This is a genomic window from Desulfofundulus sp. JL263-se (assembly GCF_056316025.1).
Map to the genome: position 1 here is coordinate 2,550,682 of NZ_CM149993.1, position 14,714 is coordinate 2,565,395.

General features: G+C 50.6%; 17 protein-coding genes. 1 reads left to right on the forward strand and 16 read right to left on the reverse strand.

What is annotated here, in order from left to right; genetic code table 11:
- Positions 1 to 173 precede the first annotated feature (173 nt).
- The 12 genes from ACX4JR_RS13210 to cmr1 form a co-directional block, all read right to left on the reverse strand.
- On the reverse strand, positions 174 to 1,421 hold the full coding sequence (locus ACX4JR_RS13210) for a TIGR02710 family CRISPR-associated CARF protein (protein WP_476058491.1): 1,248 nt from the start codon (positions 1,419 to 1,421) through the stop codon (positions 174 to 176).
- A 1-nt stretch (position 1,422) separates the two neighbouring features.
- Positions 1,423 to 1,671, reverse strand: a complete 249-nt coding sequence (gene cas6 / locus ACX4JR_RS13215; RefSeq protein WP_476058492.1) for a CRISPR system precrRNA processing endoribonuclease RAMP protein Cas6 — start codon at positions 1,669 to 1,671, stop codon at positions 1,423 to 1,425.
- Between the two features lie 446 nt (positions 1,672 to 2,117).
- Positions 2,118 to 2,282, reverse strand: a complete 165-nt coding sequence (locus ACX4JR_RS13220) for a hypothetical protein (RefSeq protein ID WP_476058493.1) — start codon at positions 2,280 to 2,282, stop codon at positions 2,118 to 2,120.
- Positions 2,283 to 2,379: 97 nt separating this feature from the next.
- Positions 2,380 to 3,447: a helix-turn-helix transcriptional regulator gene (locus ACX4JR_RS13225; RefSeq protein ID WP_476058494.1), complete on the reverse strand. Its 1,068-nt coding sequence runs from the start codon at positions 3,445 to 3,447 to the stop codon at positions 2,380 to 2,382.
- Positions 3,437 to 4,720 carry a helix-turn-helix transcriptional regulator gene (locus tag ACX4JR_RS13230; protein WP_476058495.1) on the reverse strand — a complete coding sequence of 428 codons (1,284 nt, stop codon included), beginning with the start codon at positions 4,718 to 4,720 and terminating at the stop codon, positions 3,437 to 3,439. Before ACX4JR_RS13230 ends, ACX4JR_RS13225 begins: the two co-directional genes overlap by 11 nt.
- The gene (locus ACX4JR_RS13235) at positions 4,687 to 4,902 is read right to left on the reverse strand and encodes a hypothetical protein (RefSeq protein WP_476058496.1); all 216 of its coding nucleotides are present in this window, start codon (positions 4,900 to 4,902) and stop codon (positions 4,687 to 4,689) included. Before ACX4JR_RS13235 ends, ACX4JR_RS13230 begins: the two co-directional genes overlap by 34 nt.
- A 58-nt stretch (positions 4,903 to 4,960) precedes the next feature.
- Entirely contained in the window at positions 4,961 to 6,085 is a 1,125-nt protein-coding gene (gene cmr6, locus ACX4JR_RS13240; protein WP_476058497.1) for a type III-B CRISPR module RAMP protein Cmr6, read from the reverse strand.
- A complete protein-coding gene (gene cmr5 / locus ACX4JR_RS13245; protein ID WP_476058498.1) occupies positions 6,082 to 6,489 on the reverse strand; it encodes a type III-B CRISPR module-associated protein Cmr5 in 408 nt (135 codons plus the stop codon). Before cmr5 ends, cmr6 begins: the two co-directional genes overlap by 4 nt.
- Positions 6,482 to 7,303, reverse strand: a complete 822-nt coding sequence (cmr4, locus tag ACX4JR_RS13250) for a type III-B CRISPR module RAMP protein Cmr4 (protein WP_476058499.1) — start codon at positions 7,301 to 7,303, stop codon at positions 6,482 to 6,484. Before cmr4 ends, cmr5 begins: the two co-directional genes overlap by 8 nt.
- Positions 7,300 to 8,394: a type III-B CRISPR module-associated Cmr3 family protein gene (locus ACX4JR_RS13255; protein WP_476058500.1), complete on the reverse strand. Its 1,095-nt coding sequence runs from the start codon at positions 8,392 to 8,394 to the stop codon at positions 7,300 to 7,302. Before ACX4JR_RS13255 ends, cmr4 begins: the two co-directional genes overlap by 4 nt.
- A complete protein-coding gene (gene cas10, locus ACX4JR_RS13260) occupies positions 8,394 to 10,277 on the reverse strand; it encodes a type III-B CRISPR-associated protein Cas10/Cmr2 (protein WP_476058501.1) in 1,884 nt (627 codons plus the stop codon). The genes ACX4JR_RS13255 and cas10 overlap by 1 nt, the downstream gene beginning before the upstream one ends.
- Entirely contained in the window at positions 10,277 to 11,422 is a 1,146-nt protein-coding gene (gene cmr1, locus ACX4JR_RS13265; RefSeq protein WP_476058502.1) for a type III-B CRISPR module RAMP protein Cmr1, read from the reverse strand. Before cmr1 ends, cas10 begins: the two co-directional genes overlap by 1 nt.
- A gap of 664 nt (positions 11,423 to 12,086) precedes the next feature.
- Here cmr1 and queC point away from each other — a divergent pair.
- Positions 12,087 to 12,779, forward strand: a complete 693-nt coding sequence (gene queC / locus ACX4JR_RS13270) for a 7-cyano-7-deazaguanine synthase QueC (RefSeq protein ID WP_476058503.1) — start codon at positions 12,087 to 12,089, stop codon at positions 12,777 to 12,779.
- Between the two features lie 3 nt (positions 12,780 to 12,782).
- Here the strand turns inward: queC and queE are convergent, their stop codons facing one another.
- The 4 genes from queE to ACX4JR_RS13290 all read right to left on the reverse strand — a co-directional run bounded on the left by queE (position 12,783) and on the right by ACX4JR_RS13290 (position 14,572).
- Complete coding sequence (gene queE, locus ACX4JR_RS13275; protein ID WP_476058504.1) at positions 12,783 to 13,442, reverse strand: 7-carboxy-7-deazaguanine synthase QueE; 660 nt, start codon at positions 13,440 to 13,442, stop codon at positions 12,783 to 12,785.
- Complete coding sequence (gene queD / locus ACX4JR_RS13280) at positions 13,435 to 13,818, reverse strand: 6-carboxytetrahydropterin synthase QueD (RefSeq protein ID WP_476058505.1); 384 nt, start codon at positions 13,816 to 13,818, stop codon at positions 13,435 to 13,437. The genes queE and queD overlap by 8 nt, the downstream gene beginning before the upstream one ends.
- A 353-nt stretch (positions 13,819 to 14,171) precedes the next feature.
- The gene (locus ACX4JR_RS13285; protein ID WP_476058506.1) at positions 14,172 to 14,378 is read right to left on the reverse strand and encodes a hypothetical protein; all 207 of its coding nucleotides are present in this window, start codon (positions 14,376 to 14,378) and stop codon (positions 14,172 to 14,174) included.
- Positions 14,375 to 14,572, reverse strand: a complete 198-nt coding sequence (locus ACX4JR_RS13290) for a hypothetical protein (protein WP_476058507.1) — start codon at positions 14,570 to 14,572, stop codon at positions 14,375 to 14,377. Before ACX4JR_RS13290 ends, ACX4JR_RS13285 begins: the two co-directional genes overlap by 4 nt.
- Positions 14,573 to 14,714 lie beyond the last annotated feature (142 nt).

Below are 14,714 nucleotides of genomic sequence, written 5' to 3' on the forward strand. Positions count from 1 at the left end.
GGCCCAATTTTTTATTTGACGGAAAAAGGAATTCCTTATGAGGTTTTTGAAAAGATAAGCCAGCATTTCTATTCCCGTAGGGAAATTATTATCTTTTTGACTTTAAGTTAACATGTCTACCAGGGACCCTCGGGATTTATCTGCCCACTGGAGATTCCCGCGACTATATAAGCTTATACCTGCAGCTCGGGAAATACTGGAATTTCATCTTCAGTTATGCCGCAAATCTCCATAACTTTGGCCATAAATTTTTTGTACGGCTTGGCGCCTACCGGCTGAATACCATGGGCCAGGATAGAATTGTTGCGGGTTGCCAATATTTGATCAATTTCCTTTTTAAAGCTCATATATACTTCTCCCATTGCGTCACCCAATGCATGCAGCAAACCGTACGAGGCCGCCAGCGGTAACTTCAGCACTTCACCCTGGCCATATTTTGAAACGTATAATTCTCTCATTTCTTCAGGTACCTTTTTTGCAGGCACTTTTGACGTGTTAATACCGTGGCCCGCCAGTAATTTCCACTGGGCACACATTTCCAATGCGCGGTACAACCTGGCCACAGCATCGTCATAACGCCCCTCTTCATGTCGCCGGTGGGCATTGCCCAGCAAGTCTAGAATATGCCAGCGAGATAATTGATTAAAACCCCTGGTATCGCAGGCAAAGTTATTCAAGTAATCAAGGTTGGCAGATAATCCCACCACAAATTTCCTTAAATCCTTATGACCCGTCAGCCTGACAAATATATCTAGAATGTCACGCCCTTCTTTCAAAAGCTCACGGGCCTTTTTATGTTCAAATCTGTCCCATTCGTAGTAGCCATTTACAATACAATTTAAACCCTTAAACAATTCTTTCTCTTGAGAATTAGGCCTACAATTCTCCAGGGCCTCATTGATTATTTGCTGGCAGGCAGCAAACTGGTAGCGGTTAAAATACAGGCAAAGCTTTTTCCGGTGATCAACCGCATAGAGGTTCCAGGGATTGGGACCGCGAATAATTTTTTCAGAGCCTGTTTTTACTACCCCAAGGCTGTTTTTATCCCTGGCCGTTCCGCCTACATAAGAGAAATTATAACCTTCAGCAAGGCTAACGGAAAGGAGCGTCCCCGACATGGGCTTGGTGCCGCCTGTAAAATCCACCAGCACTTCGCCGCTTTTGTAACCGGCCTCGCGGACACGCTCTATACATTCCAAGCTTTTCCTATAGCACTCAAGTAAATCCTGCGGGTCGGTTACCAGCACTTTCCGATCCGTAAAGGAGTGTTCGACGCCGTTTTTTATTTCCCATATTTTATCGACGCTTTGCTCGGAGGCAAAGAAACATATAAGCTCGGGACGGTGTTCGTTTATCGTAACGATAATAGGTTCCGGTGAACCGCCGACGGAAATTATCATGGCTTTAATCTGTTCGGACATTTCAACCAACCCCCGTTAAACCATAAACATGCTCATTTATCACCCTTGCCTGGCCCATACCCATGGTAATTTTGCACCCCACTCCAGCATAAAAGGCATATTCCGCCAGCATATACAACACGCTGAGCATTATGTCGTCCCCCTCCCGGCGAGCCACAAAGGTGCAGGTTCCCGTGAAGCCCACCTGCTTGTACCTGTCGAAGTGTATGATAAACAGAAAAATAACTCCAGAGGGATTTTCAGGATGCAACAATCTGTAAAAACATAAGCGGCTTTTTCAACCCGTTAATAACCACGTCCATCTCGCTCTCAATCCTGAAGCGTAAGGACTTTTTATCGGCTCACACAATCTTGATATTTTATGACGAAACCATAGGAACCGGCGGCATCTCTATCAATATCCATTTCAAAGTAAATGCGCGCGGGAATTTCCGGAGGCACATTGTCACCTGACACGGGCCCGCCGTCTCTTGTTATAAAATACAAGTATTCGGCACGCTTTTCATAGCTATCAAGGCGGTGGGGGCTTGGTCACCGTAATGTGCTTATCCTGAGCCTCAATTAGCAGGTCATTACCACCAAGCCCCCAACATTATAGAGTTTCAATTCCCGCATTCCCAAAAAGCTTTTCTAGTTCTATGATTCACCGCTGACGCGACTTTCCTGCTTGCCTACAGGGATTTTCATGCTGCCAAATCATTCCCTGTCAGGATTCTTTTTATCATCCCTGTCCCCGACAGCATCTATGGGTTCGGATTTTTCACCGGTCAGATCCTTGTTGCAGTAAGGGCAGTACCACTTTCCCCTGTCAGCAGCACTGAAAGATGCTTTTCCGCAATTAGGACACGTTTTTTTAAACATCTTCCCCCCCTGTCATCATTTAGAACACAGAAATTTTAAATATAGTCTTTTTAGAGTTAGAGCAAAAAATTTTTCAAAAAATTCTGCCCGGCGGAAATTATTTTATAATTCTTCCGTTCCCGTACAGCCGGCACCAACCCCGGGCAATTTCAACCATTTCCTTTCTCAGCCATTCCGGCTCCAGCACTTCGGCCGAAGAACCAAAGGACAGCACCCACTTGGCAAAGTTGTAAACCCCCAGAATCTCGCCATGGTACTCCAGCGAACCGTCAGGCAGCCGCGCGGGCTCGGGCAATCCCCGGCATCTAAATTCCCTCAGCACTTTTTCTACAACATTGGCCTCGTTATAAAAACGAACTTTTACAACCTCCGGAGGGCTCATGTCCATGCCCCAGCGCAGCCGCAGGTACTGGCTCAGGGAAAAATCCTCCGGATAAGTAAATTTTTTGTCCAATACTTCTACCCTGTGTATTCTTTCCAGGTGACAAACTACAATTTCTCCCGAATCTTCCCGCCGGGCCACCAGGTACCAGATACCGCTTCCAGTATGAAACACCAGCCCCAGAGGCCAGAGCAGCCATACTACTTCCTCACCCAAGTTTCTGGCGTAATATTTAAGTTTAATTTTATTTTCCCCCAATACCGCTTCCCGGAGCAAATCAAGATACTTGCTTTCTACTAAAGTGACTCCGCCCTGAGTATGTAAACTGCGAAGCATTTCTCTGGCCATGGCAATTTCTTCACCGGGCAGAAGGTGGGCAACCAGTTTATCCCGTAAATCATGCAGCCGCCCCGGCGGGGGAAACTCCTCAAACAGCCACAAAAGGGCCATGGCTTCCCGGGGGCTTAAGCTCAGAGCGGGATACGGGTCGACGTTAACTGTCAAATTCCACTTAATATGAGGGTCATCAATCATATAATCTATCGGAGCATCCACAGGTGCATCATATTCACCGTCTTCCCCGGAGGCATCTTCCACTTCGTCAGGGTAAAGGGTAAAATGGCTGCCCATATCGGTATACAAAGATATCTGGTTGAGGTCCTTTAAAACAAGGCCCTCCGAGTAGCCCGTTATTTTTGCCAGCTCGGCGGCGCTGAGCCCCTGGGGATGGGCCTCCAGGGTGGTAAGGATAGCTATGAGACGCTGCAATACTTTACTGCTCACCGGCCATACCTCCCTGGCCGTATCTCTTAAACATTTTTTCGCCCGTCCCGGCCATCATTCGGCGCAAAGAATCGGGATTCAGCACTTCGGCGGCATCACCGTAACTTCTAAGCCAGGCGGCAAATTCCGACAGTCCTGCCACTTTATCATGTAAAATTACTGAGCCGTCAGGCTGTTGTTCCAGCCGGCAGTATTTATGGCAGGTCAGCCGGCGGGAAACATCCCCCCGCAGTTTATCCAGGGCAGTAGGATGCCAGCCGGTGTTTTTAAACCGTACCGCGACTTCGATTTCTCCGTCACTGCTGATTCCCCATCGGCTGGCCAAATATTTCTTCAGGTCGAAGCCTTCGGGCCAGTTAAAAGTTTCACCGCCTGTTTTTACTCGGGAAAAGCGGCTTAAGAGATAAGCCATTATTGTTTTGTGGGCAGGGTTTTGAGCAATGACGTACCATTGTCCCTTTTCCCAGTGGTAAACAACACCCAGGGGACAAAGTTTTATGCGGCGTCCCCGGTAGACAGCGTAAATAACCCGGCGGCTGAAAACAGCCTCTTCCACCAGGGCCATAACTTGCAGAATATCACAGTTCTCTCCCGCCCCCCTGCCGTGCACGATAACGCGCTCCACCAATTTAACCAACTCCTCCCGCCACCGGTCGCGCCGGGGCATCACCAGCAGAGGGGCCAGCTTGCTTTTCAGCATCGCCAGGTCAGGGGGCAGCGGCACCAAACCGGAAACGGTGTTCAGGTACTCATAGAGCATGCGGGCATTTTTACCCTCTACAGAAAGCGGGCGCGGGAAGTCCGGGCCCAAGCGCCAGCGGTCACCTTCCTGCACCACCAGCCCTTCCCCCGCCATTTTCTGCAAGATGTCCTTAACCGTATCCTCACTACCCATACCCTCCCGGCGGGCAATTTCCCTGGGCAGCAAGCCCTTTATACCTGCTCTCATTTCGCTGTCATAGAGAAATTTGAGTATGGCCACCTGTTTAAGATATTTTTCTTTTATTCCTTCTTCAGGAATGTCCCCTGACTTTAAGAAATTTCGTCCTTCTCCGGTTATGGCCACCCCTTTTTTCACTTTTACCGCCAGTCCCTGTTCAATCAGGCGCCTGCAGTCACCCCGTACACTTCTCTCCCCCACCTTGTACCCGCATTCGTTAAGTTTTTTTGTGATATAGCCATAACCGGCCTGTCCTTCACCGACTGCTAAAAACTCCAGAATTTTTTTGCGCCTTTCGGCTATCCGGTCACTTTTTTTAACGTGCTTATCCATAAAAACCCCCCGCCGAAACATCCTTCCAGGAAATATTTCAACAGAGGGAAATCTTTTCCTCTATTAATGCCCGCTTTAAATGCACCTGCCAGCCGGCGGTAATGGATTAAGCCCAGTTCCTTGTTGCCCCCCATGCCCAACAGCACGGGGAGATCCCACAATTCCACCGGGTCAATTTGCATGGGGATAGCGGTAGGCAGTCAAAACCCACGGGTCTTTTTCTTCAAATATTTAACAGCCTCAGCAGGTTGTCGGGGCGATTACCTTTTTTATCTTTTTAATTTTTTCCTTATTTTTCTTATTCGGCTTTCTCCACTGGCCCGGCTTGTATTCCATATACCAGCTGGCCAGGAGACAAGCGATCTCCGCCCGCTCTCCGGGCGGAGTTTCCCCAGCCTCCATACGGACCAGCCACTTTGTGGTCAACTTTTCCATGAAAACGTCGGGGTCCGTGCTATAGCCATCATCCTCCATTTCCCGGCGCAGGGGACTCATGGCCCGGCGGCGCACTTCTTCCCTTTCCCTTGCTTCCCTTTCCTGCTGCTTCTGCACCAGCTTCTTTTCCGCCTTCTGCCGGCGGGCAAATCGGCCGTAGCCGGCCGCCGTTTTTGCACCGGCTCCCGCCGTAGACAGGGCACTTTCCAGCCACTCCGCCGCCACATCCACATCCCTTAAAGATTCCTCCCGTTCCGGAAACCGGGGCGCCAGAGTAAAGAGAAAATTCTGCCCCGGGGCCACGGTTAGAAACTGTATGGGCTCAGGGCTTAACCAATCCCCGGGCGGCCCTTCGCCCCGGTAATATTTGGAATAATGGGGCGTCATTACATCAACTTCCAACTGCACGGGAGATAAAGGCAGGGCATCAAAAAATATAACACTGCCCGCCCGCTTCTCGCCTTTATTGGAGCCGAATATGCGGTTAACGGTTATGTTATCAGCATCTTCCATCCATTCTCGGGCCCAGAACCGCACCAGTCCCTTTACGGATGACCCGGGCAGATAAGGGGTGCCCAGGGTGGGGTGCCAGGCAAAGCCGTTTTCCACCGGATGCTCCCGCCCCAGGCCAGTAACAAAACGCCACACAGTGACGAAAACGCGCACTTTCCCTCTCAAAGCCGATACCAGGCCCACCTGGCGGGACACTATTTCTCCGATGCGACCGGCGTCACCGATTCTAGCCCCGGTTACAGTTTTAATCCACCTGGCCTTGGGGTTTTTATTTTTATCCCGCCTCTCAGGCTGCAACGTCCAGAAGCCCTTTTCCTGTCTCCAAGCATGGCAGAACTTATCATACCATAGCCCGGCGTTAAAGCCTGTGTTAAACTTTTCAGGAGCGCTATGATTTCTGTACAGGGGAAGAGTCATTCCAAATCACCTTCCGGCGGCTTCAAGAAAGCCGAGGCAAATTTTTTAAGCCAGGTAAGCCAGGCCAGGGCCTCGGCCCGGGCATGAAGGTAAGCCTCCCTGTCCTGGCCAATAATGGCTTCCATTAAATTCCCCGCCCCGGGATATGGAGCCTGGCTATCTTCCCGGCACAGCCACGTTTCAAGGTGTTTGTAAAGCACCAAGTGGGCGTCATCATCTTTTCCTTTGGTGGCGGCCAATAAAGTTGCGGCCGCCTGGCCCAGGCCGTTGGCCAGAATAGTGGCCGGTAGGCTTTCAACGTAAGAGGCATAACTTTTTTTAAAATTAGCATCTTTTTCCCTTTCCAGCTGTTTAACCCTTTGGTAAGCGTCCGCCGCCCTTTTCTGTTCCAAGGTCCTAGGCATTGTCGCCCACCTCTCCTTCAATCCAGGCCACTGTACACCAACCTTGTCCCACGGTTTCGTTACCCCCCACTTGCAAATAGGGCCGCCCGGTAAACAGTTGCTTGATGTTTTCCAGGACACCTTCTTTGCCCGGTCGCGGCATTAACAGGCTGTAAAACAGAGTGTCGGGAGGCAAAGTCTCCTCGTACCAGAGATTTTTACTGATTTTCGTATCCTCTTCCAGATTATTGCGGGCATTAACTTGAAGCCCGTAAGCGGCAAAATGGCTGAATTCGTCGTCGCTGAGAATGGTTAGCTGCCCGGGCAGCCGCTCCCGGACTGCTTGGTGGCGAATCAAGGGCTCAATGGCCTGTGCCACGGGAGAAATATCTTCGACAACCATCTGAAAGGAAATTTCTTCCAAGAATAGGGGCCCTTCGCCGACCCCGATTGCCTGTTCCTTTTTAGGGCCAGGTATTTTAAAAGAAACAGGCAGGCCCACCAGCTCCCGGTCTCGCTGGAAACGCTCCAGGAGATAGGGGCAGGTTACCAGTTTAAAATGGCCGGTAAGGGAGCGCACCGGCAACAACAGCAGCCGGGCATCGGTGACGGCCACACCGCCGGCCCCGTCCGGTGACCCGAATACTTCATCTATATTTTTTAACTTCCGCTGGCGCGCCATATCCCGCAGTGCACCTTTCAGGCTGGAACCCACAATAACCGGGTAACCCGTAGACGATTCCCGGGCCACCGGCAGGTCTACCGCCCCTGTACTTTGCTCAGCACCGGGATGCAGGCTTGTCTCGGCCAGCAGGCCCAAAATCATATTTTTCATTTTTCATCCCCCCAGCGTCCAATAACTATTTGTCCGAACCCGTACTCGGTTTTTGCACCAACGCACTGGCCATGTAGCGAAATAATATTTTCCAATTGCTCCTCCCCGGCCTCAAAAAACCACGTGCTTCCCGCAGGAACCACCGGACAGAGCGGGCGGGGGCGGCGGTTTACTATGTCCCAGCCCCCCACCTGCTGCACCCTGCCCGTGCAGGCAGAAATACACCGGCCTGGAACATCCGGTGGGCCGTTTCTTGCGGCAGAAGAAACATCATCATAGTATCCCGGCGTAATTAATATAACGGTAAAATGAATCTTACCCTTCACCGGATGCAATTCGGGCGCGGGCGGTAAACCTATTTCAGTATCTGAAATTTCAACCCGGGCCAGGCGCCCTTCACCTCCCAGGGGTACCAGGGGCGGCACGTCCCGGTACCAGTTTTCCGGCACCCCGGAAACTGAAACGGCCAGGGTGACACTTTTCTCCGGCCTGACATGCACGCAGGAATAGAGTTTACTGTCTTCTGCCGTGCGGGAATTTTCATTTAGTTCTATACCCACCCGGCTTTCCCGGTGCCACAGCCGGTCCTGGTGTACGATATCATTCTTACCAGGCAGGCCCCCGGCCAATATGGCCTCTAGCCCGGCCCGCCTCAGCCACTCCCCCTCAGGCGGGCCGGCCCCCTCCAGGGGAGGCCGGGGCTCGGGCAGGCGCACCCGCCCCAGGTCACAGTTAACCTCTTCCCCCGGTACCAGTCGGGTTAAAGTAACGTCTTCTCCATCTCCTTTCTGTAAAAACAGAAGGGGGGCCGGAAATAGCACTTCTTTATCCCGGCACAAGTAAGGCCCTCTTAAGACAAGCCGGCCCAGGTCCTCCGGGCCCCCCAATTCCGCCGGCCACTTTTCCGGACTGCCCGGTGTCCAGCCCTGCCCGGCTGCCAGTGCCGCCCGGACAGCCCCCTGCAGGGTGGTTATAAAGGGAGGAAAATTGGCGGTAACATCTCCCCGTCCTCCTTCCCCGGCGTTATAAGGCGTGCCGTCTCGGAAGAAAAGAGAGTCTAAGGCAGTAAATTTCCATAATTTAGATTTCATTAACTTGCCCCCCTTCCAGCCAGAAAGCGCACCAGCAGTGCACCAGCCACAGATAGCCCTTCCGGCTTTATTTCCGGCTTAGTCCCTGGTCTCGGGATTACCCGTCGATAGCGCCGGCAAATTTTCATCAGCCGCTTAATTCGCCTTCGCGCTTCGTTAATATCCACTTTGTCGCGCTCCCGGCTGCGCATGTATTCCGCGGCAAACAATTCCACCGGATCTACATCAGCAAATACCTGGTTCTTTTCCCCCATAAACAGGGAAAAGCGACGGCGCAGGTTATAAAAGAAAGCACTGTTATATAGGCCTGCCCGGGAAGAATCACTAAAATCTCTTACCAACTCGTCCACCAGATTGGGCTTCCCCTCAGCCACTACGTTCCAAGGGGCCGCCCAGCTCAAGCCGGGACCGGCGCTGTTCCACACCCTTACCGCCAGGCTATCCCGGCCGGTTCTGTCCTTGGCCACTTTATCCAGCTGGCGGTGAACCTCTTTCAGCACGGACTTGAGAGGGGCATGGTGGTGGGCATAGACCAGCCCGGCGGAAATGGTGGCCAGTTCTTCCGGCACTCCGGAGTCCTTAAAGGCGCTCCTGTAAGCCTCGCGCAGATCCAGAGCCAGCTTTATGCCTCCTTCCGCCGGCAATAGCGCCAACACGTCGTCCCCCCCGGCATAAATAAGCACCCCGTCATGCTTTTTAACTATTTCCGGCACCTGGCCACTGAACCGGGCCAGTGCACTGCTCACCGCACTTTCCTCCACGCTCCGGAGCAATGCCCCCAGCCTGTCTCCGTCCATGGACAAAACCGCGTAAAAGGTATCGGGCAGCTCTTTGAATTTCTCCAACTCGCAGCATAAAGTCTTACGTTGTTTTTCGGTGTTCTCCGGCCATAAGCGGTTGTTGGCGAGGGTGGTATCATAGAAAAAGTTCCCGTCACACTCCGCCAGGCCGGCAGCCCGGGGATGCTCTTTTTTAGCCCGCTGTATACTATAAATTTCCGTGGAAGATTCCAGGTAGGTTCTTTCCTTCAACCGACCCTGGCGGGCAATTTCCACAAACTTAGCGGCAAGTTCTTCATTATCCCGTATATTTTTCCTCAACCAGGGAACGGCCGCTATATAACTGGTAGAAGGGTAGCCGACAGTAACAGGCCATCCTATAGCCTGTTCCGCCACCCGGGGAAAGAACCGCTTAATGATGGCCACGGCACAAAGCCGCTCGTCATCCCTTAAGTCCATCTCGCCTGTTATTTCCCGTAAGGTCTTCCAAAAATCATCCTGTCTGCCGCGCTCCCGGGCCCGGATATAGCCCGATATTTCCTGCAGGTTTCCCATGATGGTACACTTATCGCCGGGCTCAGGCGGGGGTACGTGGCTGCGCCAGTTCTTGCGCCGGTCCAGGTAGCTATCCTTATCACCTACCACCCAGGCAATTTCCCAGAAATTCTTCACCTGGCGCTCCCAGATACCTGCTGTATCCCTGCCCCTGCCCGCCACCGGGGCGATAAATTTGTTCCACACTGGACGGGCAATTTCTTCCCATGCCTGCTGCACCACCCGCCCGCAGTAGCGGGGATTAAAGCCCGGAGGAATATGCGCCTTGAAGCGGTTGGGGAGGGAACCTACGGCAGGACCTTGCCCCACCTTATCCCCTTCTTTATGTCTTTTAATTGCCGCCAGCAGGGGATCTGCAATATTTCCTTGTTTATCCTTTACGGTTGGAAAGATTATCTCTCCCCCCACGTCCAGCACCGTATACATAGCCTGCCCGGTAAGATAAGAAAGCAAAAACGAGCCTGCCCAGAGGTCCCGGGTACGCCGGGCCTGGGCAATAAAGCCCTGTACCGGGCCCAGGGTGAAATGGAAAGTCTGCTTTTCTCCCATTACGGCAGCACCTCCAAACGATCGGGGAAACGGTTCAAAAACCGGTAGATATCTTCGTACTTTACTCTGGGCGCAACTTCTACCGAAGCAGCCCCCTTGGCCTTCATTTCAATTTGGTCGCCGCACGGCAGAAAGCGGGCCGGCAGGACGGTAAATACGGCGGTACACCCCCCGGTCACCTGGTGAATGTGGATAAAGAGCGGGCTTGCCCGGCGCTGAGATCCTTTGGCGTTGACTTCCACCCTCTTATTCGCAGAGAAGAAAAAATAATTATGGGGTAGACCAAAAACCACCCGCCGGGGGTGGGAATCCGGCTCCCGGCCCTGGGCTATACTCCAGGCCAGGTCGTGATCACCAGCAAAGTTTTGCTCCGCCTTCTCACCCCAGGGTAGCACGTGTTTTCTCTTGTTCTCCCTCCCGAAACTGCGGTAGCGAATCATTTCCCTGCCCACGTAGTCCAGAAGGGACAAAGCATCGGATTTCGACGTCACCATGGAAACACGGCTGTGGCAGCTGAAGGCTGAATATTCCGGCAACTCATCTTGCAAGGATACTTCTTGCAACAGAACTTTCATTTTGTCTCTAAGTTCATTTGCATCCCGGGGAGCGGCCCATATCTCCCGATCATCCTCCTGCAATGATTCCAGAGCAAGAGAACCAAAGCCCCTCCGGGAGCGGGCCCCCAGCCCCCCGAACAAGCCCAGGGCTATTAAGGCCCTTTTAAGACCAGCCAAGTCCGCTTCTTTGACTCGCCTGGGGCGCAAAGTAAGGATTGCGATGAAGCAGAATCCCTGTCTCAGGTACGCCCTGGTTGTAATGCCAACCTTTCCGGGCCTAATCAAGCCGTAGCCGAGATAAGTGCTGCCGGGCCCCTGCCACTTATACCCCGGTAGCACGACCTCCGGTTCCTCTTTCGACTGTACTTTAAGCAAAAACGCCGCTTGCCCGCCGGTGCTGCCAAACAGCTCCCGTTCAGCTTTCCGAACATTTTCCCATGTTTTATGAAACGGCAGCGCCATGGCCCGGTACCAGAAGCGAAGCGCCCCCTTAAAGGCTGGCGCGCGCAATTCCGCCGCCTGTTCGGAACCGGCCCCGCCGGCAAACAAGGGCGTGACAACCCTGTATATAGCCTTAAGCGTAATCATAAACCTCCTCCCCCAAAACAAAAATATGAGCCTATTCGTTAAAAACTTCCAACTATGACACATTATCAAACACAAGATACAAAAGGTGGTATTGTTTTATTTATTTCTCTAAAATGGTTGCATTTTCCTGCAATAAATTTCTTTTATTAACATCCCAACCCCTGCCGGCATTCGTTAAAAAAACTTTTTTATTTACACCTCCAACTCACCGCCCGAAATTTTTACGAGAATATAATAGCCCTCCGGCCCCGAAAATTTTTTTCAAACCGCCTGTGTGAAAGCGGGGACGGTTTTTGACTTTGAATTGAGTCAAAAACCGTCCCCGCTTGAATTTTTTTAAAGATATGATTACCCCCATGGTCGCCCACTTAAAAGCCCTGAAATTGCCAGTAAAATCCAGCAAACAAAAAAATCACCGTTTTCACGCCTGGCAAGGTGTAACAACTGGCGGGACAATTCCCGACCCGTTCCGCCCGTAATACACATTTCATAGATTTCCACCGTCAACGGCTCCCACACGGGATATGACAGCTTATATCTTTGAAAAGCAACCTGCTGTAATTACGCCTTCATAAAGTGAATATGAGAATGATATAACTATCATAAGAATTTGATGGATTCGTGTATAATTTAATTATCATTAAAAAAAGATTGGGGGAAACAAATGAAAAGAGCAGTTGTAGTTTTATCCGGCGGGCTTGACAGTACTGTTTGCATGTCAGTGGCAAAAAAAGAGGGGTATGGAATTTTTCCGTTAACCTTTGCCTACGGCCAGCGGCACAGCAAAGAAGTGGAGCAGGCTAAAAAAATAGCTGACTTTTACGAGTGCGGCCACAGGCACCTTGTTGTAGATATCGGCTTTTTCCGGGACATTGGCAGCAGCGCCCTTACCTCGGACGACATTGACGTGCCCACCAATAGGGACCCGGAGCAAATGGATAAAGACATTCCCGTGACTTATGTCCCCTTCAGAAATGCCGTATTTTTATCCATGGCTGTAGGATATGCGGAAGCCGTAAAGGCAGAAAAGATATACATTGGGATTAACGCCCTGGACTACTCCGGGTATCCCGACTGCCGGCCCCAGTTTATTAATGCCTTCCAGAAGGCTGTAAATTTAGGGACAGCAGCTGCCGACAAGGGGATGGCCATAAAAATTGAAACCCCGCTGATATCCCTTACAAAGGCTGAAATTGTTAAGCTGGGCGTGCAAAACGGCGCCCCCCTGCACCTTACCACCAGCTGCTATCAGGGCAAAGAAAAAGCCTGCGGCCGGTGCGATTCCTGCCGGCTCAGGCTCAAGGGATTCAGGGAGGCCGGAGTTGAAGACCCCATTGAATATGAAAATGCGGAGTAATTATTACTTTATGCCAATCAGCACGTGCAGCTGGGGCAGTATTTTAACATTATCCCCGAAGTCGGGGTCGGCGGAAATCCTGTCAACAAGCCATCTCAAAATTGGCAGAGGATCTCCCTTTGTGCAGGCCTGTAAAGTAAATGGATAATTTTTATATTTTTGATATACTTCTTTGGCGTACAGATAGTCCTCTTCATTACTGACTACTATCTTCAGCTCTTTTTTGGTCCCGCTGTACATAAATTTATCAAAGGCTGAAAGATTAGTAGTGTTACCGGAACTGGGCGGCTTGGGCGACAGGCATACATGGTCAACTCGCGCAAGCCACAGCGGTATTATTGACCCCTGGGTTTCAATGTGTATTTTGTAATTTTCCCGGTGAAGCAAGTTTATAAGTCTATCCAAATTGTGAATACAAGGGTTGCCGCCTGTAATGGTTACCCTTTGGGAGATTCCTTGAGATTTTTTGTTTATTAATGATACAATCTCTTCCTCGGACAGTAACTGCTTGGCCTGAAGTATACTCTGCGCATATTTTGTATCGCACCAGGAGCACCTGTAGTCACAGCCTGCCAATCTAAGGAACACGGTGCGCTGCCCGCAATACAGGCCCTCTCCCTGGATAGTGGGGCCAAAGATTTCGTACACTGGCAGTTTAGACATCGGCAGCATATACCTCCACATAGCATGTGGGCGTTTCCCAGAGCTTTACTTTATAAAGGGTTGGTAATTTATGTTTTAGTGTCCGGCAAATCCATACTGCTATGTTTTCTGCAGTGGGTGTAAACGGCAATACATCATTTAGGCAACAGTGGTCTAGCTTATCAACGATATGTTCTTGAACCAGAAGTTTTAAATCTTCAAAGTCCATAACCATGCCTGTCTCAATATCTATGGGGCCCCGTATTGTCAGCTCCAGCTTGTAAGTGTGCCCGTGCATACTCCTGCATTTGCCCGGATGATTCGATAAATAATGCGCGCTGTTAAAGGTAAATATTTTGGTGATAGATGCGACAGTTTGACCGGTTGTAGATGTCACAATTGCTTCATCCTTTCTTACCCATTACATATTTTGATTATACGGAAATTAAAGGATTTTTAATCCCAGTTGCGAATTTCGATATGAGCCACAACTTTTATATCTTTAAAATGGGAGCTTCCTATAATAATGGAAAAATTAATCTATCATCAAAATAACGGCTGGACTTTTAACGCGCCTGATGGTTTCCGTTATCTTTTCAACCCATGTTATTCCTCCAAACTGCGACGTGCTTCTTCAGGTAAGTTCGCCGTATATAGTACACCGGAGAACCAACAGCGCAAGCTCATGTATTTTTGTGCTGTGCCCGCACGGCACTTTAATTTTATGCCAGAACTCCAAATCCCAAGCCTTTACTTTTCCCTGTACTTCACCCACTGGGCCTGCTCTATAGCCGTATAGGCAAAAATATTGGAAAAACTGAAGCTGAAAACTTCTATGCCCGTACTTTTATAATTCAGCTCAAATACCTTCTCCGGGCGGAAAAGGAAATAGGTGTTTGTTTTGGCAGCTTTGCTGTGGGGTCCCTGGTCCCGGTAAAAAACTTTAAATTTCTTCATATTTTGGCCAGAGCCATTTCCCGCGCCATTAAATACCTTAGGGGCAAGCGGCCAGCCCCTGCACGCCTTTGGGGCAGGTGATAATAAGGCCGCCATTCTATAACGGTTTGCCGGGAATGCCCCATGTTCCCCTTTATAATGTCACTCTCAATACCTGCAACAAATTCACCGAGAGTGGAATTTTTTCTCTCCATATTATAATTTCGCCATTATTTAATAGATTTTGTAAGGGGCGCTTAAGATTTTTTGTCTGCTCCTTAGCTGCCCCTGTACTTGCAATACATGATAATAGAGGTATCCTTCAGGGGCAAGACGCACTGTCTATGCGCCTGGTAT

Bases quoted from the DNA above. Each gene is read 5' to 3' on its own strand.
- ACX4JR_RS13210 (WP_476058491.1), bottom strand. From the start codon at position 1,421: ATGTCCGAACAGATTAAAGCCATGATAATTTCCGTCGGCGGTTCACCG.
- ACX4JR_RS13220 (WP_476058493.1), bottom strand. From the start codon at position 2,282: ATGTTTAAAAAAACGTGTCCTAATTGCGGAAAAGCATCTTTCAGTGCT.
- ACX4JR_RS13230 (WP_476058495.1), bottom strand. From the start codon at position 4,720: ATGGATAAGCACGTTAAAAAAAGTGACCGGATAGCCGAAAGGCGCAAA.
- ACX4JR_RS13235 (WP_476058496.1), bottom strand. From the start codon at position 4,902: ATGCAAATTGACCCGGTGGAATTGTGGGATCTCCCCGTGCTGTTGGGC.
- cmr6 (WP_476058497.1), bottom strand. From the start codon at position 6,085: ATGACTCTTCCCCTGTACAGAAATCATAGCGCTCCTGAAAAGTTTAAC.
- cmr5 (WP_476058498.1), bottom strand. From the start codon at position 6,489: ATGCCTAGGACCTTGGAACAGAAAAGGGCGGCGGACGCTTACCAAAGG.
- cmr4 (WP_476058499.1), bottom strand. From the start codon at position 7,303: ATGAAAAATATGATTTTGGGCCTGCTGGCCGAGACAAGCCTGCATCCC.
- ACX4JR_RS13255 (WP_476058500.1), bottom strand. From the start codon at position 8,394: ATGAAATCTAAATTATGGAAATTTACTGCCTTAGACTCTCTTTTCTTC.
- cas10 (WP_476058501.1), bottom strand. From the start codon at position 10,277: ATGGGAGAAAAGCAGACTTTCCATTTCACCCTGGGCCCGGTACAGGGC.
- cmr1 (WP_476058502.1), bottom strand. From the start codon at position 11,422: ATGATTACGCTTAAGGCTATATACAGGGTTGTCACGCCCTTGTTTGCC.
- queC (WP_476058503.1), top strand. From the start codon at position 12,087: ATGAAAAGAGCAGTTGTAGTTTTATCCGGCGGGCTTGACAGTACTGTT.
- queE (WP_476058504.1), bottom strand. From the start codon at position 13,442: ATGTCTAAACTGCCAGTGTACGAAATCTTTGGCCCCACTATCCAGGGA.
- ACX4JR_RS13285 (WP_476058506.1), bottom strand. From the start codon at position 14,378: ATGAAGAAATTTAAAGTTTTTTACCGGGACCAGGGACCCCACAGCAAA.
- ACX4JR_RS13290 (WP_476058507.1), bottom strand. From the start codon at position 14,572: ATGGAGAGAAAAAATTCCACTCTCGGTGAATTTGTTGCAGGTATTGAG.